This window comes from Streptomyces sp. BA2 (genome assembly GCF_009769735.1).
Lineage (GTDB): Bacteria > Actinomycetota > Actinomycetes > Streptomycetales > Streptomycetaceae > Streptomyces.
This window is the reverse complement of record NZ_WSRO01000002.1, coordinates 1287260-1313128: the sequence shown is the minus strand read 5'-3', so window position 1 is coordinate 1313128 and position 25869 is coordinate 1287260. Positions and strand designations below refer to the sequence as shown.

23 protein-coding genes and 1 pseudogene are annotated in these 25869 nt (G+C 71.0%); 17 read left to right on the top strand and 7 right to left on the bottom strand.

Annotated elements, in window-relative coordinates; all coding sequences use genetic code 11:
- Window positions 1–21: 21 nt before the first annotated feature.
- Window positions 22–762 (bottom strand): hypothetical protein, encoded by a 741-nt coding sequence (locus tag E5671_RS08490; protein ID WP_160503226.1) that lies wholly within the window; start codon window positions 760–762, stop codon window positions 22–24.
- Between the two features lie 161 nt (window positions 763–923).
- Between E5671_RS08490 and E5671_RS08485 the strand changes: the two genes are divergently transcribed.
- Entirely contained in the window at window positions 924–1322 is a 399-nt protein-coding gene (locus E5671_RS08485) for a VOC family protein (RefSeq protein ID WP_160503225.1), read from the top strand.
- 43 nt (window positions 1323–1365) lie between these two features.
- Here E5671_RS08485 and E5671_RS08480 read toward each other — a convergent pair whose 3' ends face one another.
- The 3 genes from E5671_RS08480 to E5671_RS08470 form a co-directional block, all read right to left on the bottom strand.
- Entirely contained in the window at window positions 1366–1614 is a 249-nt protein-coding gene (locus E5671_RS08480; protein ID WP_160503224.1) for a hypothetical protein, read from the bottom strand.
- 105 nt (window positions 1615–1719) lie between these two features.
- Window positions 1720–2988, bottom strand: coding sequence for an MFS transporter (locus E5671_RS08475; RefSeq protein ID WP_160503223.1), 1269 nt, complete (start codon window positions 2986–2988; stop codon window positions 1720–1722).
- Window positions 2985–3494: a GNAT family N-acetyltransferase gene (locus E5671_RS08470; RefSeq protein WP_160503222.1), complete on the bottom strand. Its 510-nt coding sequence runs from the start codon at window positions 3492–3494 to the stop codon at window positions 2985–2987. Before E5671_RS08470 ends, E5671_RS08475 begins: the two co-directional genes overlap by 4 nt.
- A gap of 26 nt (window positions 3495–3520) precedes the next feature.
- Here E5671_RS08470 and E5671_RS08465 point away from each other — a divergent pair, with 26 nt between their 5' ends.
- Window positions 3521–4054, top strand: a complete 534-nt coding sequence (locus tag E5671_RS08465; RefSeq protein ID WP_160503221.1) for a CGNR zinc finger domain-containing protein — start codon at window positions 3521–3523, stop codon at window positions 4052–4054.
- Between the two features lie 145 nt (window positions 4055–4199).
- On the top strand, window positions 4200–5783 hold the full coding sequence (locus E5671_RS08460; protein WP_202121050.1) for a phosphodiester glycosidase family protein: 1584 nt from the start codon (window positions 4200–4202) through the stop codon (window positions 5781–5783).
- On the opposite strand, the gene E5671_RS08455 is transcribed toward E5671_RS08460, so the two are convergent.
- Complete coding sequence (locus E5671_RS08455) at window positions 5773–7047, bottom strand: cytochrome P450 (protein WP_160503219.1); 1275 nt, start codon at window positions 7045–7047, stop codon at window positions 5773–5775. The genes E5671_RS08460 and E5671_RS08455 overlap by 11 nt on opposite strands.
- A 231-nt stretch (window positions 7048–7278) precedes the next feature.
- On the opposite strand from E5671_RS08455, the gene E5671_RS08450 reads away from it, so the two are divergent.
- The 3 genes from E5671_RS08450 (at window position 7279) to E5671_RS08440 (ending at window position 11459) form a co-directional block, all read left to right on the top strand.
- Entirely contained in the window at window positions 7279–9498 is a 2220-nt protein-coding gene (locus E5671_RS08450; protein WP_160503218.1) for an NADP-dependent isocitrate dehydrogenase, read from the top strand.
- 98 nt (window positions 9499–9596) lie between these two features.
- Window positions 9597–10136 carry a GNAT family N-acetyltransferase gene (locus tag E5671_RS08445; protein ID WP_160503217.1) on the top strand — a complete coding sequence of 180 codons (540 nt, stop codon included), beginning with the start codon at window positions 9597–9599 and terminating at the stop codon, window positions 10134–10136.
- Window positions 10137–10280: 144 nt separating this feature from the next.
- Complete coding sequence (locus tag E5671_RS08440; protein ID WP_160503216.1) at window positions 10281–11459, top strand: acyl-CoA dehydrogenase family protein; 1179 nt, start codon at window positions 10281–10283, stop codon at window positions 11457–11459.
- Between the two features lie 51 nt (window positions 11460–11510).
- On the opposite strand, the gene E5671_RS08435 is transcribed toward E5671_RS08440, so the two are convergent.
- A complete protein-coding gene (locus E5671_RS08435; RefSeq protein ID WP_160503215.1) occupies window positions 11511–13073 on the bottom strand; it encodes an MFS transporter in 1563 nt (520 codons plus the stop codon).
- A 420-nt stretch (window positions 13074–13493) separates the two neighbouring features.
- Here E5671_RS08435 and E5671_RS08430 point away from each other — a divergent pair, with 420 nt between their 5' ends.
- The 4 genes from E5671_RS08430 to E5671_RS08415 all read left to right on the top strand — a co-directional run bounded on the left by E5671_RS08430 (window position 13494) and on the right by E5671_RS08415 (window position 18392).
- Window positions 13494–14867, top strand: a complete 1374-nt coding sequence (locus tag E5671_RS08430) for an MFS transporter (RefSeq protein WP_160503214.1) — start codon at window positions 13494–13496, stop codon at window positions 14865–14867.
- 82 nt (window positions 14868–14949) lie between these two features.
- Entirely contained in the window at window positions 14950–15810 is an 861-nt protein-coding gene (locus E5671_RS08425) for a shikimate dehydrogenase (RefSeq protein ID WP_160503213.1), read from the top strand.
- A 27-nt stretch (window positions 15811–15837) separates the two neighbouring features.
- Window positions 15838–17655, top strand: a complete 1818-nt coding sequence (locus tag E5671_RS08420; RefSeq protein WP_160503212.1) for a bifunctional sugar phosphate isomerase/epimerase/4-hydroxyphenylpyruvate dioxygenase family protein — start codon at window positions 15838–15840, stop codon at window positions 17653–17655.
- A gap of 59 nt (window positions 17656–17714) precedes the next feature.
- Window positions 17715–18392, top strand: a complete 678-nt coding sequence (locus tag E5671_RS08415; protein WP_160503211.1) for a TetR/AcrR family transcriptional regulator — start codon at window positions 17715–17717, stop codon at window positions 18390–18392.
- 4 nt (window positions 18393–18396) lie between these two features.
- Here E5671_RS08415 and E5671_RS08410 read toward each other — a convergent pair whose 3' ends face one another.
- Window positions 18397–19182 (bottom strand): DeoR/GlpR family DNA-binding transcription regulator, encoded by a 786-nt coding sequence (locus E5671_RS08410; protein ID WP_160503210.1) that lies wholly within the window; start codon window positions 19180–19182, stop codon window positions 18397–18399.
- A gap of 252 nt (window positions 19183–19434) precedes the next feature.
- Here E5671_RS08410 and E5671_RS47385 point away from each other — a divergent pair.
- The 7 genes and pseudogenes from E5671_RS47385 to E5671_RS08380 form a co-directional block, all read left to right on the top strand.
- Window positions 19435–19677, top strand: a pseudogene (locus E5671_RS47385) (MFS transporter); the annotation flags it as partial.
- Window positions 19678–19765: 88 nt separating this feature from the next.
- A complete protein-coding gene (locus E5671_RS08405; RefSeq protein ID WP_336605707.1) occupies window positions 19766–20839 on the top strand; it encodes an RbtT/DalT/CsbX family MFS transporter in 1074 nt (357 codons plus the stop codon).
- Between the two features lie 13 nt (window positions 20840–20852).
- Window positions 20853–22415, top strand: a complete 1563-nt coding sequence (locus E5671_RS08400) for an FGGY-family carbohydrate kinase (RefSeq protein ID WP_160503209.1) — start codon at window positions 20853–20855, stop codon at window positions 22413–22415.
- Window positions 22408–22626 carry a hypothetical protein gene (locus tag E5671_RS08395; RefSeq protein ID WP_160503208.1) on the top strand — a complete coding sequence of 73 codons (219 nt, stop codon included), beginning with the start codon at window positions 22408–22410 and terminating at the stop codon, window positions 22624–22626. The genes E5671_RS08400 and E5671_RS08395 overlap by 8 nt, the downstream gene beginning before the upstream one ends.
- Window positions 22619–24133, top strand: a complete 1515-nt coding sequence (locus tag E5671_RS08390) for an FGGY-family carbohydrate kinase (RefSeq protein ID WP_160503207.1) — start codon at window positions 22619–22621, stop codon at window positions 24131–24133. The genes E5671_RS08395 and E5671_RS08390 overlap by 8 nt, the downstream gene beginning before the upstream one ends.
- Window positions 24130–24738: a histidine phosphatase family protein gene (locus E5671_RS08385; RefSeq protein ID WP_160503206.1), complete on the top strand. Its 609-nt coding sequence runs from the start codon at window positions 24130–24132 to the stop codon at window positions 24736–24738. Before E5671_RS08390 ends, E5671_RS08385 begins: the two co-directional genes overlap by 4 nt.
- Window positions 24739–24796: 58 nt before the next feature.
- Window positions 24797–25840, top strand: coding sequence for a 2-hydroxyacid dehydrogenase (locus tag E5671_RS08380; RefSeq protein ID WP_160503205.1), 1044 nt, complete (start codon window positions 24797–24799; stop codon window positions 25838–25840).
- Window positions 25841–25869: the final 29 nt, after the last annotated feature.

Genomic DNA, 25869 nt, shown 5'->3' with positions numbered 1-25869 from the left:
CGGACAGTGGGTGACGGTGAATCAGTCGACTGCCGACGTCTCGGTGATCTCGTACGCCTCCAGGCCCGGAGCCGCGAGGAGATCCGCGACGCAGGCCGCCGAACCGCCGACGTACGTGCTCACCAGATCGACGTCACCGGCCACGCACCAGGCTCGGTCCTCGGGCCACCACAGGTCGGGGAGTTCGGGTGCGCACTCATCGGGGTCGCCGTCCGGTGACGCGGGTGAGTCGGCGTCGTCCAGCGGTCCGGAGAGCAGGATCTCGTCGCGGCCGGGTGTGCGGAACACGGGACAGCCGTCCCAGTTGTACTGGCCGTACCCCTCCCAGAGCCCGTACCAGCAGCGGTCGGGGGTGCCGGTGTGCCGGGAAAGGACGGGGATCAGGGCGCGGGCGACGCCGGCGGGGGTCGGGCCCTCGTCGGGGTGTTCGTCCCAGACGCCGGGGACGGCCGGGGTGTCGTCGTTGCGGTAGAGGAGGCGGTCCCCGAGGCCGATCAGCTCGTGCCAGCGCGTCCCCGCCGACACCGACCTGCCGTACACGGCGGCCACTTGGTCCCACCGCACCGGCTCCGCGCCGAGCCAGGCCGGATGGAGGATGCGCGCGTACGCCTCGAAGCCGGGCGCGCAGACACCGGCGACCGTGCCGAATCCGTCGTCGTGGGGCGGGCGTTGCTCCAGCCAGCGGGCGGGCGAGAGGTCGCGCCGCTCGATGCGGAGACGGCCGTAGACGGGAGGGGGCGGACACTGGTCGACGAGGCGCATGCCCCCAGTGTCGCCCGCGCCGGGGGACCCGTGCGCCCGCGGGGTGACGCCGATTGAGGCGGGCCGAGCGGGGCACTCGGACGGTCGCGGGGTGGCCGGGTGAGACGGCCACCGCCTCTGTGCCGAACCATGCCGATCCATGCCTACAGAAGAGGGACCCCATGGGTGTGAAGAAGACCGCCGTCCTCGTCCTGGACTGCGCGAAGCCCGAGGAGCTCGCGGAGTTCTACGCGGGGTTGCTCGGAGGCACGGCCAGCATGGGCAATGACCCCGACTATGTCGAGGTATTCGACGCACAGGGCATCTGCCTGGCAGTCCACCGGGACTACGGCTACGCGCCGCCGAGCTGGCCGCGGCCCGAGGACGCGCAGCAGGCGCACCTCAGGATCCTGGTGGACCGCGGCGACATGGACGAGGCGGAGCGCGAGGCTGTCGGCCTGGGAGCCAGGCCCGTGGACACCAAGGACAACACAGGCCCCCGGGACACCCGGACCTACAGCGACCCCGCGGGCCACTCGTTCACCCTGGCTGTCTCCGCCGAGCCGAGGCCGCCCCGCTGAGCGCGCCCTGACGGGGCCGTCCCGCGGACTCCGATGACTCCGTTCAGTCGGCGGGCTCGTCCGGCACCGGCTGGTCCGGGCGCACGCCACCCGAATGCGGTGCGCCGCGCCGGCCGGTGCCCGCCTCGTCCGTGTCCGGTACGTCGTCGTCGGCGTCCGGGGCGTTACCGGTGGCGGTCGACGCGTCGTCCAGCTCCCAGTGGTCCTCCTCGTCCGACGCCTGCTGATCGGGCAGATCCCTCGGCACGGGGGTCTCGTCCTGGCCCCGGGTCTCGGGCAGCTCCTCGCTCACGGTGATCCCTCCAGTCCTTGTCACTTCGTTCCGCGTGGTCTCACGGCGGCTTCCGCTGCGGAGGCGCGGCTACCCGCCGTGGTGGCGGCAACACCTCGTACCTGTTCACGGTGGACCGCAGACGCCGGGTCGGCCACACGAACGGGGCCGGTTGCCGGGCCGTGTGCGGGCCGAGACGGTCAGGGCGACGGAGGTCATCGCCGAGAGGAGTCCCCAGACCGGCGCGAAGCTGTCGGTGAGATCCTTGAGCAGGCCGAGCACCGGTGGCATCACCACGATGGCGATCTGGTTGACGGACATGGCGAGGCCGAGGGCGAATCCCGTCCGGTCCGGTGGAGCCGATTCGGTCACGTAGGCGACCCAGGGGCCGTACCAGCCGAAGCCGAAGAAGCCGAGCCAGACGAGCGTGCAGCAGGCGACAGCGGGTGACCGGCCCAGCGGGGTCATCAGCACAGTCATCGCGGCGAGTACGGCGGCCATGCTGAGGACGAGTGAGCCGTACCGTCCGGACCTGGCGCGGTCGCTCCAGGCCGCCAGGACGATCCGGCCGACGACGCCCGCCCCTTGGACGGCCACCAGGACGAGAGCCGCGGTGCCGGCTCCGACGGACGCCGTCTCGTGCAGATACAGCACCGTCAGGATGCCCACGCCGCACTGCACCGAGATCAGGCTCGATCCGGTGAGCATGATCCGCACCATGGACGGTTCGCGGAGCATGTGCAGCCGGGCGCCGAGCTGCGACCTGACCGAGGGGCGCTCCCCGCCGCCCCGGGGAGCGGCGGGGACGGGCGGCCTGCGGTAGAAGCCCATGAACACGCAGGACCCCAGGAGCGCGACGAACCCGCCCGTCACGAGCGTCGCCCGCCAGCCGAAGGCGTCGGCGATGAAGGGCAGCGCGGCCGAGGCCAGCGCGGCGCCCAGCGGCAGCCCCGCCTGCCGGATGCCCATGGCCAGACCCCGCTGGGACGCGCCGAACCACGACGCCACCGATTTGCTGCCGCCGGGCTGGACGGTGCTGTAGCCCGCGCCGACGAGCAGCAGCACCAGGAGCAGGGACACATAGCCCGGCGCCGCGCTTCCCACGAGCAGGCCCACGGCGACCAAGCCCGCGCCCGCCCCGACGACCCAGCGCTCGTCGCAGCGGTCGAGCAGCTCCCCGGCGACCAGCAGCCCGACCAGCGGGACCAACTGGGCCGCCGAGACCAGCAGCCCCAACTGGACCGTGCTCAGGTGCAGTTCGCGTTGCAGGTGGATACCCATCGCCCCGATGCCCTGCACGAAGAAGCCGGCCGCGGCCTGGGTGAAGGTGGCGATACCGAGGACGACCCACCGGTAGCGCCACGTGCTGTGCGCCACCTCGGTGAGGGCTGTCATGGGCGCCAATACAGGGCGGGGTCGGGGTGGTTGACGAAGCCGAGCTCGCGGTAGAGCGGCTCGCCCTCGTGCGATGCGTACAGGTCCACGCGGGCCACCTCGCGCTCCCGGAACCAGTCGAGCAGGCCCCGCAGGAGTGAGCGGCTGTGCCCACGCCGCCGGTGCGCCGGGTCGGTGACCACGCCGATCACCATGCCGACCCGGCCGCCCAGCAGGTGCGGACCCGGCAGCCGCTGCTCGACCGAGCCGATGGCGCACGCGGCCAGGCAGCCGTCACCCCTGCCACCCCCCTCGCCGTCCACGACGAGGATCCGCGTGTTCCCCGTGGCCAGCTGGTCCTTCAGGACGACGGCCAGGGTGTCCTGCCAACTGCCGTCCACCAATGGCAGGTTGAAGTAGTCGCCGCCGAGGTCTTCGAACAGCAGCGTCCGCAGGCGTACGAGCTCCGCGATGTCGTCCTGCGTCGCCGGGCGTATGCCGACGAGGTCTCCGGTGCGTTGTGACATGCCGGTCAGCCTGATGTAATGGTCTTGTGCATCTCAACCCTTACGGCGAGGAAGTCGTGAACCTGGCCGCCGACCTCGCCAACCGGCGCCCTGAGACCGCTGATGAGCTCGCGGACCGCTGCCGCGCGGCGGGGCTCGTTCTGGAGCGGCCCGTCACGCCGGAGGATCTCGACCGCACCCAGGACGCGCTGGACGAGTGGGAGAAGGTCGTCGACGCGACCGCAGAGGAGGAGCGCGCCGAGCTGCTCAATCAGATGCTGGCGGCATCCGCCGCCCACCCCCGGCTGACCGACCACGCGGGCTCGGGCTGGCACCTGCACTACCGCGACGAACGGCAGCCGCTCGGCGCCCTGCTGTTCCAGCTGATCTCCGTCGGCACGGCGCTGCACCTGGCCGGGCGTGGCATGCACCGGCTCCGGCGCTGCGCCGTGACCGAGTGCGCCACGGTCTTCGCCGACACCTCACGCACCGGGCGCCAGCGCTACTGCTCCCAGCGGTGCGCCAACCGCGACGCGGTCCGCAGGCACCGGGCGCGCTCCACGGGCGAGACGACTGAATGACGACTGAATGACGACTGATTCCGCCCCCGAACGCGGGGCCCGGGGCCTGTTCTCCGGCCGGCCTTCTGGTATTCACTCCTGGGATCGATCGCCGTCCGCGCGCTCGCGTTCGCTGCGGGTGTCCCTACGCGACCCAGGAGTTCCCGTGGCCCTTGCACGCCGTCCGTTCAGCGCCGCAGCGAAGGCGACGGTGGTAGCCGTCACCGCCGCGGGGCTCCTCGCCCCCGGCGCCATCGTCGACCGGTACGGGGACGCCGCGGCGGCCGCGGCCCCAACTGCCGCTGTCCCGCCTCCGATCGCCGACTGGCAGCACGAACGCCTCGCCTCCGGGGTCGATCTGTACCAGGGGAGCGTCTCGGGCCGCCCCGGCGCGGACCACTGGACGGTCACCGTGCGCGCGAACGGTGCTCACCTCGCCGCGGAGCGGGACGCGGAGGCGCTGGCCGAGCGGGTGCGCGCTGCCGGGTTCGGCGCGCGTGCCGAGGCGGTCGCGTGGCCGCGGGGTTCCGACCGGACCGGGGTGATCGGGGTGCGGGTCCGGGTGGGGGAGTACGACGCGCGGACCGATGCCGACGCCCAGCGGAAGGAGCTCGCCGCCGCCGGGTTCGACGCGGTGAGCGAGTGGACCGGCGCCGACGGCGTGCCCGGCACCGGAATCGCCCGGGTCAAGGTGGCGATCGTCGACCCGAAGCGCTACGGCGGCGCGATGAAGGGCACGTACGGCACGGGTGTCGCCGGCCGCGAGACGGTGAGCGACATGGCCGCGGACGACGAGGCCCTGCTCGGTGTCAACGCGGGCTTCTTCGTCATGGAGGGCAAGGACGGCGTGCCGGGCGCGGCGGCCGGGATCGCCGCGTACGACGGGGAGTTGCAGAGCGCGGCCACCAACGGGCGGATCGCGGCGGTGCTGCGCGGCGACGGCCTGCGTCCGGAGTTCAAGAAGCTCAGGACGGAGCTCCGGGTCCGCGCGGGGTCGGCGTCCGCGGTCGTGGACGGCATCAACCGTGTGCCGGGCCTGGTCCGCAACTGCGGTGGTGTCGGTGGCGATTCCCCCACGGAGCGCCCGCAGCACGACGTGACCTGCACCGACCCCGACGAGATCGTGAAGTTCACCGACGAGCTCGGCGCGAACACCCCTGCGGGCGAGGGACTGGAGGCGGTGCTCGACGCGAACGGGCGCGTACGGGAGGTGCGTGCGCGCGGCGGCGTGGTGCCGGACGGCGGCAGCGTCCTCGCGGGCATCGGCGCGGGCGCCACGTGGCTGCGTACGCACGCGAAGCCGGGCAGCGCCGTGAAGGCGGGGCAGCGGATCCTGGACGAACGGGGCAGGGAGCTGAAGCTCGGCCCGCAGGATGACATCGTCAACGGCGGCCCCGAGCTGGTGCGCGACGGCAAGGTCGCGGTGAACTACGCCGCCGACGGCATCGAGCGCGCCGGCGACCGTTCCTTCGCGTACACCTGGGGCATCAAGCGCAACCCGCGCATGCTCCTGGGCGTCGACCGGCAGGGCCGCATGCTCCTGGCCGGCGTGGACGGCAGGCAGCCCGGCCACAGCGACGGGTTCGGCCTGGGCGAAGGCGCGGAACTGATGAAGTCGCTCGGCGCGGTCCACGCCATGGCCCTGGACGGCGGCGGTTCCGTGACGATGACGGTGAACGGCAAGGTGATCAACTCCCCGTCGGACGGCACGGAGCGCCCGGTGGGCGACGCCTTGCTGCTTACGCGCTGACCGCCTCCCGCGCAGGCAAAGGAGCGGTGGTGACGGGGAGATGGCGTGGGCCCCGGACCAAGAGGCCTGGGCGGTAGGGGAGTTGGGCCGGGTCGGCCGTCAGGCATAGGTCGGGGAAGGCTGCGAGGAGCCGGGGGAGCGCGATCGTCGCCTCCAGGCGGGCGAGCCGTGAGCCGACGCAGAAGTGCGGTCCGTGGCCGAAGGCGGCGTGGGGCGCCGTGCGGGTGCCTCCTGCCGCCGCGTCCGTCAGGTAGCGGGCGGGGCGGAAGGCGTCCGGGTCGGGGAAGTGCCGGGGGTCGCGGTTGGCGGCGGCGAGTACCGCGAGGACGGAGGCGCCCGCGGGTATGACCACGCCCTCGCCGAGGTCCACCTCCTCGGTCGTGTGCCGCCATGTCGTGCCCTCCAGCGGGCTGGCGTGCCGCAGCGTCTCCTCCACGACGGCGGGCCAGCGCGCGGGATCGCGGCGCGCTGCCGCCAGCTCCCCGGGGTGGGTGAGCAGCAGCAGCGACGCCGACGCAAGGAGGTTCATCGTGGTCTCGTAGCCCGCGAACAGGAGGAGGAACGCCATGGCGAGCAGTTCCCCGTCGTCGAGGCCGCCCTCCGTCGCGTCCTGCGTGAGCGCGCTGAACAGGTCGGAGCCGGGCGCGCGGCGCTTGCGGGCGATCAGCTCGGTGAAGTAGGCGTACAGACCGGTCCACGCCTCGTCCACCGCGCCCGGCTCCAGCGCGTCGGCGGGCGAGCCGACCCGGTAGGTCCAGTCCCGCAGATCGGCCCGGTCGGCCTCCGGCACCCCGAGCACCTCCCCGATCACGAGGACGGGCAGCGGGAAGGCGAAGGTGTCCACGAGGTCCACGCTCCCCTCGCCCCGCAGCCGTAGCTCCATCTCCCGCAGGAGCCCGGTCGTCAGCTCCTCGATCCGCGGCCGCAGCGCGTCGACGCGGCGCGGGGCGAACGCTGCGGTGGTCAGCCGTCGCATCCGGGTGTGATCGGGGGCGTCGGAGTTGAGCATGTGCCGGGCGAGGCAGGCGCGGGCACGCTGCGCGGGCGAATCCCCCTTCGGCCGCCCGGCACCCCGTGGGGGCACGTTCGAGAAGCGGGGGTCGGCGAGCACGGCCCGCGTCCGCTCGTATCCGGTGACGAGCCAGGCGTACGTCCCGTTGGCGAGCGGGACCCGCACGGCGGGCCCCCGGTCGCGGAGGCGCGCGTAGTACGGATACGGGTCGCGCGCGAAGGCGGGGTCCGCGGGGTCCAGGGGAGCGATCACCCGCACATCCTCGCCGGGGCGGGCCCGGCGCAGGGACGGCCACGTCGCCAGGAACGACGGCCGGGACCTGTGGGAACCGGACAGCGACCACCAGCGGTGACCCCGAGAACGACGGAACGTAACGGGGACTACGGGCTGTGACGTCCCAGAAGCGGGCCCGCTTCGTGGCGGAAGGCGATCAGGAGATATCTTGATGTCGAGCAATGTTGCAGACGTGGAGCGGAGCACCCGGTGACTGACTCGACCATCATCTACACCCAGACTGACGAGGCCCCGGCCCTCGCGACGTATTCGTTCTTGCCGGTGGTCAGGGCCTATGCCTCGACGGCCGGGGTCGCCGTGGAGAGCCGTGACATCTCCCTGGCGGGGCGCATCATCGCTCTCTTCCCCGAGTTCCTCGAGGAGAGCCAGCGCATCGACGACGCCCTTGCCGAGCTCGGTGAGCTGGCCAAGACGCCCGGCGCGAACATCATCAAGCTGCCGAACATCTCGGCCTCGATCCCGCAGCTGAAGGCGGCCGTCGCCGAGCTCCAGTCGCAGGGCTACGCGCTGCCGAACTACCCGGACGACCCGAAGACCGACGCGGAGAAGGACATCCGCGCCCGTTACGACAAGGTCAAGGGCAGCGCCGTCAACCCGGTCCTGCGCGAGGGCAACTCCGACCGCCGCGCCCCCGCCTCGGTGAAGAACTACGCCAAGGCGCACCCGCACCGCATGGGCGCCTGGACGGCCGACTCGAAGACGAACGTCGCCACCATGGGCGTCGACGACTTCCGCTCCACCGAGAAGTCCGCGACGATCGCCGAGGCCGCCACGCTGCGCATCGAGTTCACCGGCGAGGACGGCAGCACCACCGTGCTGCGCGAGTCCGTGCCGGTCCTCGCGGGCGAGGTCGTCGACGCGTCCGTCATGCGCGTCGCCAAGCTGCGTGAGTTCCTCACCGCGCAGATCGCCAAGGCCAAGGCCGACGGCGTGCTGTTCTCGGTGCACCTGAAGGCCACGATGATGAAGGTCTCCGACCCGATCATCTTCGGCCACGTCGTGCGCGCCTTCTTCCCGAAGACGTTCGCCGCGTACGGCGCGGCCCTTGCCGGCGCGGGCCTGAGCCCGAACGACGGCCTCGGCGGCATCCTCAACGGCCTCGGCGCGCTGCCCGAGGGCGAGCAGATCAAGGCGTCCTTCGAGGCCGAGCTCGCCGAGGGCCCTGAGCTCGCGATGGTCGACTCCGACAAGGGCATCACGAACCTGCACGTGCCCTCCGACGTCATCGTCGACGCCTCGATGCCCGCGATGATCCGCACCTCCGGCCACATGTGGGGCGCGGACGGCGGGGAGCACGACACTCTCGCGGTCCTGCCGGACTCCAGCTACTCCGGCGTGTACCAGGTCGTCATCGACGACTGCCGCGCCAACGGCGCCTTCGACCCGGCGACGATGGGCTCGGTGCCCAACGTCGGCCTCATGGCGCAGAAGGCCGAGGAGTACGGCAGCCACGACAAGACCTTCGAGCTCGCCGCGCCCGGCACGGTCCGCGTGCTCGACGAGACCGGCAACGTCGTCCTGGAGCAGACCGTCTCCACCGGCGACATCTTCCGCATGTGCCAGGCCAAGGACGCCCCGATCCGCGACTGGGTCAAGCTGGCCGTCAACCGCGCCCGCGCGACCGGTTCGCCGGCCGTGTTCTGGCTCGACGAGACCCGCGCGCACGACGCGCAGCTCATCGAGAAGGTCAAGGCGTACCTGCCCGAGCACGACACCGACGGCCTGCAGATCGAGATCATGTCGCCGGTCGAGGCGACCGCGTTCTCCCTGGAGCGCATCCGCCGCGGCGAGGACACCATCTCCGTCACCGGCAACGTGCTGCGTGACTACCTGACGGACCTGTTCCCGATCCTCGAGCTCGGCACCAGCGCCAAGATGCTCTCCATCGTTCCGCTCATGAACGGCGGCGGCCTCTTCGAGACGGGTGCGGGCGGCTCCGCCCCCAAGCACGTCCAGCAGCTGGTCCGTGAGAACTACCTGCGCTGGGACAGCCTGGGCGAGTTCCTCGCCCTCGCGTCCAGCTTCGAGCACCTCGCGCAGACCACGGACAACGCGAGCGCGCAGGTCCTTGCCGACACCCTCGACCGCGCGACGGCGACCTTCCTGGAGAAGGACAAGTCGCCGACCCGCCGTGTCGGCGGCATCGACAACCGCGGCAGCCACTTCTACCTGGCCATGTACTGGGCCCAGGAGCTGGCCAAGCAGACCGCCGACGCCACGCTCGCCGAGGCGTTCGCCCCGCTGGCCAAGACGCTGGTCGAGCAGGAGCAGACGATCGTCGACGAGCTGAACGGCGTCCAGGGCTCGCCCGCCGACATCGGCGGCTACTACCAGCCCGACGAGGCCAAGGCCGCGGCCGTCATGCGCCCGTCGGCGACGCTGAACAAGGCGCTCGGCCTTCTTGGCTGAGTGAACTCCGGCTGACACAGGTCCGCCCCGGCAGCGAATTCGCTGCCGGGGCGGACCTGTTCGCGCGTCCGGTGGGCGCGTCCGGCAGGATCGGGCTCATGTCGCGACCACCGAGCACGTTCCCCTGGCCCGCCACCCTCACCACGGACCGCCTCGTCCTGCGTCCGATCGAGCCCGGCGACGTGCCCGCCATGGCGCGGCTGTGGACGGACGAGGATGTCCGCCGTCACCTCGGCGGGCCTGTCGACAAGGAGACACTTCGCGTGCGCGAGCGGCACTGCGTCGGTGCGCGCGGAGCCTTCAGCGTGACGCTGCGTGCGGGCGGACCGGTGATCGGCGGCGTACAACTGGAACCCGATGGGCGGCGGGCCGGGCGGACCGAGGTGTCGTATCAACTGCTGCCCGAACACTGGGGGTTCGGATACGGGCGTGAGGCGGTCGCCGCCGCGGTCGCCTGGGCGCGCGAAGCGACCACCTCCAGCGCTTCGAAGGTGGTCGCGGTCACGCAGGAGGCCAATGTCCGGTCGCGTCGCCTGCTCGAGTCGATCGGCATGGAGCAGGCGGAGGCCTTCGTCGAATGGGGCGCGGCGCAGGTGCTGTACTCCGCGGGTTCTGTACGCCGCGGGCCGCGGTCCTAGCCGAACGTCACCGAGCTGATCCTGTTGTCGAAGCCGATGGTGGACAGGGCGGCCACGTCACCGCCATTCCCTATTTCTGAAACGCGTTCTACTGTGTGCGCCGTCAAGCCCACGCCCGGGGAGCCAGCGAAAGCAGGAGGGGCCGTGCACCTCGAATACACGCCTGAGCAGCGGCAGTTGCGCACCGAGCTGCGCACGTACTTCGCCGAGCTGGTGCCCGACAACGCGTACGCCCGGTACGCCGACCCCGCCGCGCAGAAACAGTTCTACCGGGAGACCATCCGCCGCCTCGGCGCCGACGGCTGGCTCGGCGTCGGCTGGCCCAAGGAGTACGGCGGCCGCGGGCTCTCCCCGATGGAGCAGTTCATCTTCTTCGACGAGGCCGCACAGGCCGGCGTCCCGCTGCCCCTGATGGCCCTGAACACCGTCGGGCCGACCCTGATGCGGTTCGGCACGGAGGAGCAGAAGGCGTACTTCCTGCCGAAGATCCTCTCCGGCGAACTCGACTTCGCGATCGGCTACAGCGAGCCGGACGCGGGCACCGACCTCGCGGCCCTCAAGACCAAGGCGGTCCGCGAAGGCGATGAGTACCTCGTCAACGGCCAGAAGATCTGGACCACCAACGGCGATACCGCCGACTGGGTCTGGCTCGCCGTCCGCACCGACCCGGACGCCCCGCCGCACAAGGGCATCACCATGCTCCTCGTCCCGACGAGCGACCCCGGCTACTCCTGCACCATCATCAACACCCTCGCCTCGCACGACACCACGGCGAGCTACTACGAGAACATCCGCGTCCCCGTCTCGCGCCGCGTGGGCGAGGAGAACAAGGGCTGGCGGCTCATCACCAACCAGCTCAACCACGAACGCGTCACGCTCGCCGCGCACGGCACCATGGCCATCCGCGCCTTCCACAACGTGCAGCGCTGGGCCGCCGACACCAAGCTCGCCGACGGCCGCCGCGTCATCGACCTCGGCTGGGTCCGCCAGCGCCTGGCCAGGACGCACACCAAGCTCGACGCGATGAAGCTCCTCAACTGGCAGATGGTGAACGCCGTCCAGGAGGGCACCCTCACCCCCCAGGACGCCTCGGCCGTGAAGGTGTACGGCTCCGAGGCGCGCAGGGACGCGTACGCCTGGCTCATGGAAGTGGTCGGCTCGGCCGGCTCGCTGAAGGAGGGCTCCGTCGGCGCGGTCCTCCACGGAGAGCTGGAGCGCGGCTACCGCAGCGCCGTCATCTTCACCTTCGGCGGCGGCAACAACGAGATCCAGCGCGAGATCATCTCCTGGATCGGGCTCGGGATGCCGCGGGTGCGCCGCTGACGCTGTGCGGCTGTGCGGCGGTGCAGCGGTGCGGCTGTGCGCATCGCACTCTCAGACGGAACTGCGGGCCTCTTCGTGGTCCGGCTCCGGTATCAGGTCCTTTTTCTTTCCGGCGGCAGGCAAGGAAATCAGCAGCACTGCCGCTCCGAGGAGTGCGATGGCCGCGATCCAGCCCGCGCCGACGTGCATGGCATGGACAAACGCATGGTCAGCGGCCTGAGCAAGAGTGGGCTTGTGGATAGTGGTGGCGACGTGGCGGGCCTGTTCGGCGGAGACTCGCGCCTGATCCCGCACCGGACCGGGGGCACCCTCCAGCGAAGGTTCGATCGCACGTCGGTACGTGATCGACATGATCGTGCCGCCTACCGCGATGCCGATGACGCTGCCGGTCTGTCGCACGGTGTTGGTGACGGCCGATCCTGCACCGGCTTGTTCCAACGGCAGGTCGCTGATCAATGCGGCCGTAACGGGGCCGATCACCATGCCGATCGAGAGACCCTGTATCAACAACAGGATCTCGATCCAGACGAGTGGAGTCTGGAGTCCGAGGAATCCGTACCCGCCCATGGTCAGCGCAGCCATGGTCAGCGCCGGCACGGTGACAAGGCGTAGCGGCAGGCGGCGAACCAGACGCGAGGCGAGGGGCGCCCCCGCGAGCGCGCCGAATGCGGTCGGGATATTGGCCAAACCCGCCTTCATCGGCGAAAAGCCGAGCGCGCCTTGCAGATAGAACGCGTTGTAGAACGTGATGGCGGCCACGCCGAAGAGCAGCAATCCGAGCGCCACATTGCCGCCGCCGAATGCGCGTTGCGCGAAGAGTCGCGGATCGAAGCTGGGCATTTTGACACGCAATTCGACGAGTGCGAAAACGGCCAGCAGAACCAGACCGGCAAGGATCGGTGCCCAGACGTCGGTACGGCTCCACACCGCCACCTGCCCCGCCCGGATCAGCCCGTAGGCCAACGCCACGAGCCCACTGATCGACAGCAACATTCCAGCGGGGTCCAGTGGCCGCCGAGTGGGGGAGCGGAAATTCGGAACCAGCACGGCGAGCCCCACCAACGCCAATACCGCGACCGGGACATTGATCAGAAAGACCGAGCCCCACCAGAAATGATCGAGCAGAAACCCCGCAAGGACAGGGCCTGCAGCCATTCCGACACCGGCCGACGTCGAGAAAATGCCGATCGCGGCAGCCCGCGCGGGACCAGTGAAGGTCCACATGAGGATGGCCATCATGGCGGGCGTGATCAGTGCGCTGCCCACCCCCATCGCCACTCGAGCCGCAATCAGCTGGCCCGCATCGCTTGCGTACGCCGCCCACAGCGAAGACCCGGCGAAAATCACCAACCCACTGGAGAACACAGTCCGGTGACCGAACCGATCGCCCAATGCGCCTGCGGTGAACATCAATGTGGCGAAGGCCAGGGTGTACGAACCGGTCGCCCATTGCAGCTGACCGGGGTCGGCCCCCAGTCCACGGACCGGGTCTGCAAGGGTCTCCAGCGTGGTGCTCAGGACGGTATTGTCCAGCCAAATCAGCAGCGAACACACCATAAGAACGGAAAGAATCAACCGCTGCCTGAACTTCGGCAACGCTGGAGGCGTGGTCATGAACACCTTCGGATATCGATCGGCGGGAACTGAACGACTGGACCATAAGTAAACTCCCCGGCGCCGTCAAGCTTAGATTTTCTTGTCAATACTGTTGCGTCTTGAGGGGTCGTATGCCCTCTGAATGATTCGCGGGCTGAATAAATTTGTGCCCTCTGATGGATTTGCAAGTTGAATGAATTCATGGCTTCCGACCCCGGCTCCTACTCGCCCCCGGCGGCTGCTGTGGTCGAGGCTGCCGGGCTCAGTCCATGGCGGGGCCACCCCCGCCACCCCCGCAGGTGTTACGGCCAGATGTATTGACACGGCCCGAGGGGCGGGTCAGCATCACTGCCAAGTTAATTAACTACCTAGTGCGTTAACTACGTCCCCTCGCAGCCCGCCCCACCCGTGGCCGGCTGCTGTCCCCGAGGAGTTCACGTGTCCGCTCACCCGCAGGCCGGCCGGCCTTCGGCCGCGTCGCCGCAGGGCAAGCCACGCAAGGCCGCCTTCGCCGCCTGGATCGGCAGCGCCCTCGAGTACTACGACTTCTTCATCTACGGCAGTGCCGCGGCCCTGGTCTTCCCCAAGGTCTTCTTCGACCCGGACGACCCGGCCGCCGCCACCCTGATCTCCCTGGCGACCTTCGGCGTCGCGTACGCCGCCCGCCCCCTCGGGGCTCTCGTCCTCGGCCACTTCGGTGACCGGCTCGGCCGCCGGACGATCATGGTCTGGACCCTGATCCTCATGGGCCTTTCCACCTTCCTCATCGGCTGTCTGCCCACGTACGCGCAGGTCGGCACCGTCGCCCCGGTGCTGCTCGTGCTGATGCGGGTGTTCCAGGGCCTGTCCGCGGCCGGTGAGCAGGCCAGCGCCAACGCGATGACACTGGAGCACGCGCCGGAACACCGGCGCGGCTACTACACGAGCTTCACCCTCAACGGCACCCAGGCCGGTCAGCTCCTCGCCACCCTGGTGTTCCTGCCGGTCGCCGCTCTTCCGGACGAGCAGCTCTACAGCTGGGGCTGGCGCATTCCGTTCCTGCTGAGCGCCGTCGTCGCGGTCGCCGGATACGTCATCCGCCGCACCCTCGACGAGACCCCCGTCTTCCAACAGGCCTCCGCCGACCGGAAGGTGGCCAAGATGCCGCTTGCGGAGCTGCTCAGGAACCACTGGGCCGACGTGCTGCGTGTGGTCGCCGCGGCGCTGATCGCGACGGTCAGCACCATCTTCTCCGTCTGGGCCCTCTCGTACGCCACGAGCGACACGGTCGGCCTCGACAAGACGGGCATGCTCTGGGTCGCCGGCAGCGCCAACGCGGTCGCGCTGCTCGCCATCCCGCTCTGGGCCATGCTCTCGGACCGGATCGGCCGCAAGCCCGTCTTCCTCGTCGGAGCACTGGGCAGCGGCGTCATGATCTTCGTCTATCTGTGGGCGATCTCCACCGGCAGCTACCCGCTGGTCTTCGTGACCGGAGTGCTGCTCTTCGGCGTCGTCTACAGCGCGGCCAACGGCATCTGGCCCTCGTTCTACGGTGAGATGTTCCCCGCCAGTGTCCGCCTTTCCGGCATGGCCATCGGCACCCAGATCGGGTTCGCCATCGCCGGCTTCGCGGTGACCTTCGCGGCACAGATCGACGGCCCCGAGGGCGACGGCTGGGTCGGCGTCGCGATCTTCACCGCCGTCTTCTGCGCCATCTGCGCGATCGCCGTGGCCACGGGGCGCGAGACGCACCGTGTGCCCACGGCCGAGCTGGGGCTGCGCACCGGGGACGCGAAGGCGCCGACGACGGCGCCCGAGGCCGCTGCCCTCTGATGCCTCTGATGCCCTCTGAACCGTCCATCCCCCACCGCGGCGTTGTGATCGACCGCCCCGAGACGACCCACAGGAATCCTCGATGACCTCGTACCTCACCGGCCTGATCGGCTCCGGTATCGGCCCCTCCCTGAGCCCCGCCCTGCACGAACGCGAGGCGGACCGGCACGGTGTGCGCCTCATCTACCGCACCCTCGACCTCGACGTACTGGGCGTCGCGCCCGAGGCCGTCGGCGAGCTGGTGCACGCCGCCCGGCGCCTCGGCTTCGACGGCCTGAACATCACCCACCCCTGCAAACAACTGGTCATCGAGCACCTCGACGAGCTCGCCCCCGAGGCCGCCGAGCTCGGCGCCGTGAACACCGTCGTCTTCAAGGACGGACGCGCCATCGGGCACAACACCGACGCCACCGGCTTCGCCCAGTCCTTCGCCCGCGGCCTGGCCGACGCGCCGACCGGTGACGTCGTACAGCTCGGCGCGGGCGGTGCGGGCGCCGCGGTGGCGCACGCCCTGCTGAACCTCGGCGTCGACCGGGTCACCCTGGTCGACACCGACCCGGCCCGTGCCGCCGCCCTCGCCTCGGCGCTGACCTCGCGCTTCGGGCCCGGCCGTGCGGTGGCCGCGCCCACCGGGGCCTTGGCCGAGCGCCTCGCCGCCGCGGACGGGCTCGTCCACGCCACGCCGATGGGCATGGTCGCGCATCCGGGTCCGCCCCTGTCGGTCGCGCTGCTCAGGCCCGGCCTGTGGGTGGCCGAAGTCGTCTACCGGCCGCTGGAGACGGAGCTGTTGCGCGAGGCGCGCGCCATCGGCTGCCGCACCCTCGACGGTGGAGGCATGGCCGTCTTCCAGGCGGCGGACGCCTTCCGGCTCTTCACCGGGCTCGAACCGCACACCGGCCCGATGCTCGCCGACCTCGGCGATCTGGCCGCCTTCCCGGCCTGAGCACACCGGCCTGATCAGGAGAACAGCATGCGCAAATCGATCGCCACCGTCTCGCTCAGCGGCCCGCTGTCCGAGAAACTCACCGCCGTCGCCACCGCCGGATTCGACGGCGTGGAAATCTTCGAGAACGATCTGCTCGGCGGCCCGCTCAGCCCCGAGGAGGTACGCATCCGCTGTGCGGATCTGGGGCTCGGCATCGACCTCTACCAGCCGTTCCGCGACTTCGAGGCAGTCCCCGCCGACGTACTCGCCCGCAATCTGCGGCGCGCGGAACGCAAGTTCCCCGTGATGGAACGCCTGGGCGCGGACCTGCTCCTCGTCTGCTCCAGCGTCGCCCCCGAGTCGGTCGACGACGACGCGCTCGCCGCCGAGCAACTGCGGCTGCTCGCCGACCGGGCGGCGGCCCACGGCATCCGCATCGCCTACGAGGCCTTGGCCTGGGGCCGGCACGTCAGCACGTACGACCACGCCTGGCGGATCGTCGAGCAGGCGGACCATCCGGCCCTCGGCACCTGCCTCGACAGCTTCCACATCCTCTCCCGCGGTTCCGATCCCAAGGGCATCGCGGACATCCCCGGCGAGAAGATCTTCTTCCTCCAGCTGGCGGACGCACCCCTGATGGCGATGGACGTCCTCCAGTGGAGCAGGCACTACCGCTGCTTCCCCGGCCAGGGCGGCTTCGACCTCGCCCCTCTGGTGGCCGCCACCGTGCGCGCCGGATACCAAGGGCCCCTGTCGCTCGAAGTGTTCAACGACGTCTTCCGGCAGGCAGGGGCGGCCTCCACCGCCGTCGACGCGCTCCGCTCGCTGCTCCTCCTGGAGGAATCGGCCGGTCTGTCCACGCTCCCCGCCGCGGCCGAGCCCTCCGGTTTCGCCTTCGCCGAGTTGACCGCGGCCGACACCGAACCCCTGCGCGGAGTCCTTGAGTCCCTCGGCTTCGCCCACACCGCACGGCACACATGGAAGCCGGTCGAACTGTGGGAGCAGGGGGACGCCCGGATCCTGCTCAACACCGGCGTCAGTGTCAGCGCCGGCGGCCGTCGGCAAGGTCCCGCGCTGACCGCCATCGGCGTGGAGACCCCCGACCCGGAGCGAGCGGCGCGGCGCGCGGAGGCGGTACTCGCCCCCGTGGTGCCCAGGCGCCGAGGGCCGCAGGACGCGCCCCTGGACGCGGTGGCCGCACCCGACGGCACGGAGTTCTTCTTCTGCCGCACGGAGCAGCCCGACCACCCCAGCTGGACCGGTGACTTCACCGAGGTGCCGTCGCGCGCCCCGTCACCCGAGCCAGGAGACACGGCGGCGACCGTCCGCCACATCGACCACATCGCCCTCACCCAGCCCTGGCACCAGTTCGACGAGGCATCGCTCTTCCACCGGGGCGTGTTGGGCCTTGAGCCCGACGACAGCCTCGATCTCGCCGACCCCTACGGCCTCGTGCGCAGCCGGGCCGTCGCGTCCCCCGACGGCGGTGTGCGCATCGTCCTCAACATCGCGCCGGCGCCGGACGCCGAGGGCAGCCGCCTTCAGCACATCGCGCTCGCGACGGACGACATCGTCGGCGCGGCCCGTCGCGTCCGCGAAACAGGCACGGGCCTCCTGCCGATCCCCGCCAACTACTACGACGACCTCGACGCCCGCTACGAACTGGACCCACAGCACCTGGCCACGCTCGCGGACCTCGGCATCCTCTACGACCGCGACGAGAACGGGGAGTTCCTGCACTGCTACACCGCCACGGTCGGGCGCGTCTTCTTCGAACTGGTGCAGCGCACGGGCGGCTACCGGGGATACGGGGCGCAGAACGCCGCCGTGCGGCTCGCGGCCCAGCACCTTCACCAGCATTAGCCGACATCATCACCAGCATTAGACTGACCGGCGCCGATGAGTCCGCCCTGAGGAGCCGCATGGCCGCCGCTGTCCCCCCGCCGTCCCCGCCCGTCAAGCGAACCCGGGACGCGGCCCGTACGCAGGGGGAGATCCTCGACGTGGCCACCGAGGAGTTCGCGCGCATGGGCTACGCGGGGGCCAGGGTGGACGAGATCGCCGCCCGTATGCGGACCACGAAGCGGATGATCTACTACTACTTCGGCAGCAAGGATCAGCTGTTCACCGCGGTCCTGGAGCGGGCGTACAAGGTCATCCGGCACGAGGAGCAGCAGCTCGACGTCGGGCATCTGGACCCGGTGTCCGCCATCCGGCGCCTGGCCGAGCTCACCTTCGACCACCACGAGGCGCACCCGGACTTCATCCGCCTCGTCAGCATCGAGAACATCCACGAGGCGAAGCACATCGGGGCCTCGCCGAGTCTGGCGTCGCTCAGCTCTCCGGCGATCGACGTCATCGCCTCGATCCTCGAAGCCGGGCGTGAACAGGGCGTGTTCACGGCCGAGGTGGATGCCGTCGACCTGCACGCGATGATCAGCTCGTTCTGCTTCTTCCGGGTCTCGAACCGGCACACGTTCCGTGCGCTCTTCGGCCGCGACCTCACCGAGGCGTCCGGTCGTGAGCACTACCGGACGATGCTGGGGGACATGGTCATCTCCTACCTGACCTCGGATCGCCCGGGCCCGAAAGGGAGTTGACCCCTCACTGATCGCGGGCCGGCACCACCATCACCTCGGTGCCGGCCGCGCGCACCGCCCGTACCTGATCCGCCGCCAGGCCGTCGTCCACGATCAGCAGATCGAAGTCGGTCAGCGGCGCGAGCGCGTACAGACCGTCCTTGCAGAACTTGGTGTGGTCCGCGACAAGCACCCGCCGCGCCGCGCACTCCATCATCGCCCGCTTGACCTGCACCGTCTCCGGCGAGGTGTGGTAGCAGCGGCCGTTGGTGACGGCCGTCGTGGACATGAAGAGGACATCGGCGCGAAAGGCACGGACCGCGTCCGCGGTGTGCAGGCCCATGAAAGCGTCGTACGCCGGGAAGTACGCGCCGCCCAGCGTGATCAGCGAGACGCCGGGTTCCTTCGCGAGCGTGGTGATGGCCGGGAGTGAGTTGGTGAGCACGGTCAGCGGGGTGTGCTCGGTGACCTGGTGCGCGAGGAGCAGGCAGGTCGTGCTGTCGTCGAGCAGCACCGTCTGGCCCGGAACGAGCAGGGTCGCGGCGGCCCGCGCGAGGAGCTGCTTCGTCTGGGCCATGGTGGCCATCCGCTCCGCGACACTGCCGTGGAACTGCGCCGACGGCAGCCCGGTCGCACCGCCTCGCACCTTGCGCAGCCAGCCCTGTGCCTGAAGGGCGTCCAGATCACGGTGCGCGGTCATCAGGCTGACGCCGAACTCCTCGGCGAGGTCCGCGGTGCGCACGAAGCCGCGGCCGATGACGGCCTCACGCATCTGCCGCCGCCGCTCCTCCTGGGCCTCGACCCGGTCCATCGCGGTGCTCCTTCCGGTGTCCGTTCCCTGCCGTCCGGGCGGCACGTGTGTGAACTCGCCGCGTTATGTTCGCACGAATTTAACGTGCCTCCGCCGAGGAGAGCGGCGTCCGCGAGCGGCTCCCGTACGACACAACACGGCAGGTCGCCGCCCCGATGGGAAGATTCCGGCCGCCATTGACCCGCCTTTCCGGCCAGCGGTTCCATCACCTCGTCCGTCCCTCCTGCCGCCGCCGCAGAAAGGGGAGAGTCGATGCCGACTCCTCCGCCACCTCAGTCCGCTCCTCCGCGTTCGCTGATCACACGCCTGGGCATCCCGCCGACCCTCGCCTGGGGCTACCTCGGGCTGCTCCTCTTCATGATCGGAGACGGCGTCGAGTCCGGCTACCTCTCGCCGTACCTGATAGACGAGGGCATCTCGCAGCCCCGCGTCGCGCTCCTGTTCACCGTCTACGGAGGCGCCGCGGCCATCGCCGCCTGGCTCTCCGGAGTGCTGTCCGACCTGTGGGGCCCGCGCCGCGTCATGTGGACCGGTCTGGGCATCTGGGGCGTCTTCCATCCTCTTCCTCGTCCTGGCCATCCCCATGACCAGCTATCCGCTGATGATGCTCGGGTACGGCCTGCGCGGCCTGGGCTACCCGCTGTTCGCCTACGGGTTCCTGGTCTGGATCGCCTCGGTGGCACCGCGTGCCCGGCTCGGCACGGCCATGGGCTGGTTCTGGTTCGCCTTCACCGGCGGTCTGCCCACGCTGGGTTCACTGGTCGCCAGCGGACTCATCCCGCAGATCGGCGCCTACGCCACGCTGTGGTCCGCACTGGTGCTCGTGGCCGGGGGCGGACTCATCGCCCTGCTTCTGGTCCGCGACGACCGGGGCGGGAAGCGGCCGCGCGGCGAGGGCGAAGGGCCGCTCGCCACGCTCGTCGGCAGCGTCACGGTGCTGTGGCGCAATCCCCGGGTCGGCGCGGGATCGCTCGCGCGGGTCATCAACACGGCATCGCAGTTCGGCTTCTTCGTGATCATGCCGATCCACTTCACGAAGTCGGTCGGCTTCAGCCTCACCGAGTGGCTTCATCTGCTCAGCGCCATGTTCGCCACCAACATCTTCGCCAACCTGCTCTTCGGGGTGGTGGGCGACCGGGTCGGCTGGCGCAGGACCATCGCCTGGTTCGGCGGCGCGGGATGCACCGTCAGCACGCTGCTGCTCTTCTACGTCCCGAACGCGGCCGGCGACAACTTCCCGCTGGCACTGGCCGCCGCCGCTCTCTACGGCGCTACGCTGGCCGGATATGTACCGCTTTCGGCACTGGTGCCCTCGCTGGAGCCGCGGCACAAGGGGCAGGCGCTCGCCGCGCTCAACCTGGGCGCGGGCGCCAGTACCTTCGTCGGCCCCGCCGTCGTCGCCGTCGTCGCCGTCTTCGTCGGGCCGCTCGGTGTCACAGGGGTGGTCTGGATTTTCGCGGGGATGCATGCGGTGAGCACCGTGCTCGCACTCTTCCTGAAGCTGCCGGACGACGCGGGTGCGGCGGAAGCGGATGCGGCGGAGGCGGGTGGCGCGTCGCCGGACACCGCGTCCGCCGCCCCGGACACCGCGTCCGCCGGCTCGGGCGCAGCGCCCACCGCCTCGGGTACAGCGCCCACCGCCTCGGCCCCGGCGTGAAAGGACCCACCTGATGTCCGTACTGACCATCGACGTCGGCACCACAATGATCAAGTCGGTCGTCTTCGACGACCAGGGCAAGGAGATCGCGGTCTCCCGGCTCGCCACCGAAGTGCTCCGGCCCCACCCCGGCTGGGCGGAGCAGGACATGGACGCCGTCTGGAACGCCGTCGTCCACACCGTCCGCAGCGTGCTGTCCGGTCTCGCCGACCCCGTCTGGCTGGTGTCCTTCACCGCCCAGGGCGACGGAGCCTGGCTCGTCGACGAGGACGGCCGCCCCACCGGGCCCGCGATCCTCTGGTCCGACGGCCGGGCCGGCGACCTGCTCACGGCCTGGCAGCGCGAGGGCGTCCTCGAAGCGGCCTTCCGCCTCAACGGCTCGCTGACCTGCGCAGGCATGCAGAGCGCCCTCTTCAGCTGGCTCGCCGCCCACGACCCCGACCGCCTCGCGCGCTCCCGCACCTCGCTCACCGCCGCGGGCTGGCTCTTCCTGCGCCTCACCGGAGTCCGCGCCTGCGACGAATCCGACGCCTCCGCCCCGTTCCTCGACCACACCACCGGGGACTACGACCCGCGGATCCTCGACCTGTTCGGCCTGAGCGACTACCACCGGCTCCTGCCGACCGTCCTCGGCGAGTCGGAGCGGATCGCCGAGATCACCCGCGACGCCGCGGGCCAACTGGGGCTCCCGGCCGGCCTTCCCGTCGTGATGTCCCCGTACGACATCGCCGCCACCGCACGCGGCGTCGGCGTGGTCAACCCCGGGCAGGCGTGCAGCATCCTCGGCACCACCCTCTGCACGGAGATCGTCCGCACGGACGTGGACACCAGCGGCGAACCGTCCGGCATCAACATCGCCTACCGCGGCCGCGAGCGCGTCCTTCGCGCCTTCCCGACCCTCAACGGCGCCGAGGTGCTCGGCTGGGCCGCGCGGACGCTGGGGGTGGCCGGGCCGCCGGACCTCGCACGCCTGGCCTTCGAATCGGAGCCGGGCGCCCGCGGATTGCTGTTCCTGCCCTACCTCTCGCCGGCGGGCGAACGCGCCCCGTTCCTCGACCCGCACGCCCGCGGCTCCTTCTGGGGACTGTCCCTTGAGCACTCGCGCGCCGACATGGCCCGCGCCGTCTTCGACGGCCTCTCACTGGTCCTGCGCGACTCGCTGGCCGCGGCCCGCACGGACGTGAGCGAGCTGAGGCTGTGCGGCGGCGGCGCGAACAGTGACGCGTGGTGCGCGCTGATCGCCGACGCGACGGGAGTGCCGACCGCCCGCTCCGGCGACACCGAACTGGGCGCCAAGGGCGCCTTCCTCACCGGCCTCGTCCGCTCGGGCGCCGAGAGCAGCATGCACACCGCTGCCGCCAAGTACGTCCGGATGCAGAGCAGTTGGGAGCCGGACCCGGAACGCGCGCAGTTCTACGCCGCCCTGTACGAGGACTTCATCGGCCGGCGGGCCATCGTCCGCGAGGCGGGTTGGGGTGGTGGAGCGGTCTGGCGGGGGAGCGGTGCCGCGGGGCAGGGCGGCACCCCGCACGAAGCTGACAGCGTCCCCGCCGCCCTGGGAGAAGACCATGTCTGAGGCCCATCTCGTGGACCGCTACGCCGCCCTGTACGAGGACTTCGCTGGCCGCCGGGCCCTCGTGTGCGAGGCGGGTTGCAGCGGTGGCCGCAGTGCGGCGGGGGAGCACGGTCTCCGCCGCAGTGTGGCGGGGGAGCACGACCTCGGGCAGGGCGGCACCCCGTACGAAGCCGCCAGCATTCCCGCAGCCCCAGGAGACCTCCATGTCTGAGACACAATCCGCCGACCACACCCCCGGCCCCCTCGACGGCATCTGGCTCGGCCTCGACCTCGGTACCCAGAGTGCCCGTTGCGTCGCCGTCGACGGTTCCGGGCAGCTCCTCGCCACCGCCTCACGGCCGCTGACCAGCCGCCGTGACGGCGTACGCCATGAGCAGGACCCCGAACAGTGGTGGACCGCGCTGTCCGCCGCCTGTCGCGAGGCCCTGGCCGGACTCGACACGCGGCGGATCCGCGGGCTCGCGACCGACGGCACCTCCGGCACCATCCTGCTCGCCGACGCCGAAGGCCGCCCGCTCACCCCCGGCCTGATGTACGACGACGGGCGCGCCGCCGACAAGACGGCGACCATCAACGACGCCGGAGGAGCCGTCTGGCGGGAGCTCGGCTACCGCAGCATGCAGCCGTCCTGGGCGCTGCCCAAACTGCGCTGGCTCCTCGACCATGAACCCGTGGCGCCCGGCGCGGGCCTCCGGCTGCTGCATCAAGTCGACCTGATCACCTGGCGCCTCGCCGGACATCAGGTCGCCGCCGACGCGAGCCATGCCCTCAAGACCGGCTACCACCTGATCGAGGAGCGCTGGCCGGACAAGGTCATGGCCGAACTCGGCGTACCCGAAGGCCTGTTGCCCGACGTCGTACGTCCCGGCAGCGTGCTCGGCACCGTATGCGCCGCCGCCGCGGAAGCCACCGGAATCCCCGAAGGCACCACCCTGGTCGCCGGAATGACCGACGGCTGCGCCGCCCAGATCGGCGCCGGAGCCCTGGCACCCGGCGCCTGGAACTCGGTGCTCGGCACCACCCTCGTCCTCAAGGGCAGCAGCCCGCATCTGGTCCGTGACCCGGCGGGCGTCGTGTACTGCCACCGCGGGCCGGGCGAGAGCTGGCTGCCGGGCGGCGCGTCGAGCAGCGGCGCCGGTGTCATCTCCCGGCACTTCCCCGTCGAGGACCTGGACGAACTCACCGAGCAGGCCGCAGCGCTCGACCCGGACGCGGTCACCTACCCCCTGGTCTCCACCGGCGGCGAACGCTTCCCCTTCCGCGCCCCGGAAGCCGAGCCCTTCACCCTCGGCCAAGTCCCCACCCGCGCCGCCGAGTTCCACGCGCAGCTGCTCGGCGTCGCCTGCCTGGAACGGCTCTGCCTCGACTATCTCCACCACCTCGGCGCCCCCGTCGACGGACCGCTCACCCTCACCGGCGGCGGCGCCCGCAACCGCTACTGGTGCCGGCTGCGCGCCGAGGTCATCGGACGTCCCGTACGCCTGCCGGAACAGGCAGAGGGCGCCATCGGCATGGCGGTCCTCGCCGCCACCTCCTCCGGAGCGAGCCTCCAGGAAGCGGCCGCCGCCATGGTCCGCATCGGCGCGGAGATCCACCCCTCGCCGGACCGCACCGCCCGCTACCTCCCCGTATACCTCCGCTTCATCGACGAACTCACCCGCCGCGGCTGGCTCGACCAGACCGTGGCCGACCACGCCCGCAGGAGGGCAGCGCAGTGACCGACTTCATCCTCGTACGCCATGGCGAAACCGTCTGGCACGCGGAGAACCGCTACGCGGGGCGCACCGACGTGCCCCTGACCCCGCACGGGCGCGAGCAGGCCGCCGCGCTCGCCGAGTGGGCCCCCGGCGCGGGGCTCACGGCTGTCTGGAGCTCCCCGCTCTCCCGCGCCCGGCTCACCGCCGCGCCCGCCGCCGACGCCTGCGGCCTCACGCCGCGTGTCGACGAGCGGCTCTACGAACTCGACTTCGGCAAGGGCGACGGCCTGACCAGGGACGAGATGCGACAGCGCTTCCCGGAACAGCTCGCGGCCTTCCTCGACGACCCGGTGGAGCACCATCTGCCCGGCGGCGAGGACCCGCGCAAGGCCGCCGCACGCGCAGCCGACTGCCTGGCCGACATCGCCCGCGAACAGCCGCACGGCAGAGTCCTGATCGTCGCCCACTCCACACTCGTGCGGGTCCTGCTCTGCCACCTCCTCGGCATCCCCCTCCCCGACTACCGCCGCGTCTTCCCCCAACTGCTCAACGGCGCCCTCACGGAGATCCGCGTCGAGGACGGACAGACCGCACTGCTGCGTCTCAACGCCCCCGCGCTCCACTGATCTGCCACCCACCCGCACCGCCCGCACCGATCGCATCGCCCTTCAGGAGACACCACCCATGAGCACCACCGTCCTCGCCGCAGGCAACCACTTCATCCGCCCGAGCCTGTTCACCGAGGCCGTGCGCGCCGCCGCCGGGGAGCTGCCGCTGGACGTCCGCGAACTCCAATTCCCCTGGCCGCACACGCCGTTCGGACCGGTCGGCGAGGTCATCGAGGCATCGGGCAGCGAGGACGAGATGATCGAGGCGCTCCAGGGCGTGCAGATCTGCGTCACCGAGCACGGCCCGCTCACCGAGCGCATCCTCGCCAACTGCCCCGACCTGAAGCTGTTCTGCACCAGCCGCGGCGGCCCGGTCAACGCCAACCTCGAAGCCGCGACCCGGCACGGTGTCGCCGTCTGCTACGCCCCCGGACGCAACGCCACCGCCACCGCGGAACACACCCTCACCCTGCTGCTCGCCGCCGCACGCGGCGTCGGCGACACCCACACCGACCTGCGCAAGGGCACCTGGCGCGGCGACTACTACGACTACGACAACTGCGGCATCGAGATCGACGGAGCGACGGTCGGCCTGATCGGCTACGGCGCCATCGGCAGCCGGGTCGCCGGCGTCCTGCGAGCCATGGGCGCCGAGGTCCTCGTGCACGACCCATACGTACGGCCCGATGCGCTGGAGGGTGTCGCGGAACAGGTCTCTCTCGCCGAACTGCTGCGCCGCTCACGCATCGTCTCCCTGCACGCCCGGGTCACCGACGAGACCAAGGGCATGATCGGCCGCGCGCAGATCGCCGCGATGCCCCGCGGATCGATCCTCGTCAACTGCGCCCGCGGCGCGCTGCTCGACTACGAAGCGGCCTGCGACGCCCTGGAGTCGGGCCACCTCGCAGGCGCGGGCTTCGACGTCTTCCCCGAGGAGCCCCTTCCCGCCGACTCCCGGCTGCTCACCGCCCCCGGCGTGGTCCTCACCCCGCACATCGCGGGCGGCAGCCAGCAGGTCGCGCACAAGGCCGCGCACATCGTGGCCGCCGAGGCCGGCCGCTTCCTGCGCGGTGAGCCCCTTGAGCACTGCGCCAACCCGGAGGTACTCAAGGCGGGTTGAGGCCCCGGCGTGGCGGCGTAGCCTGCGGT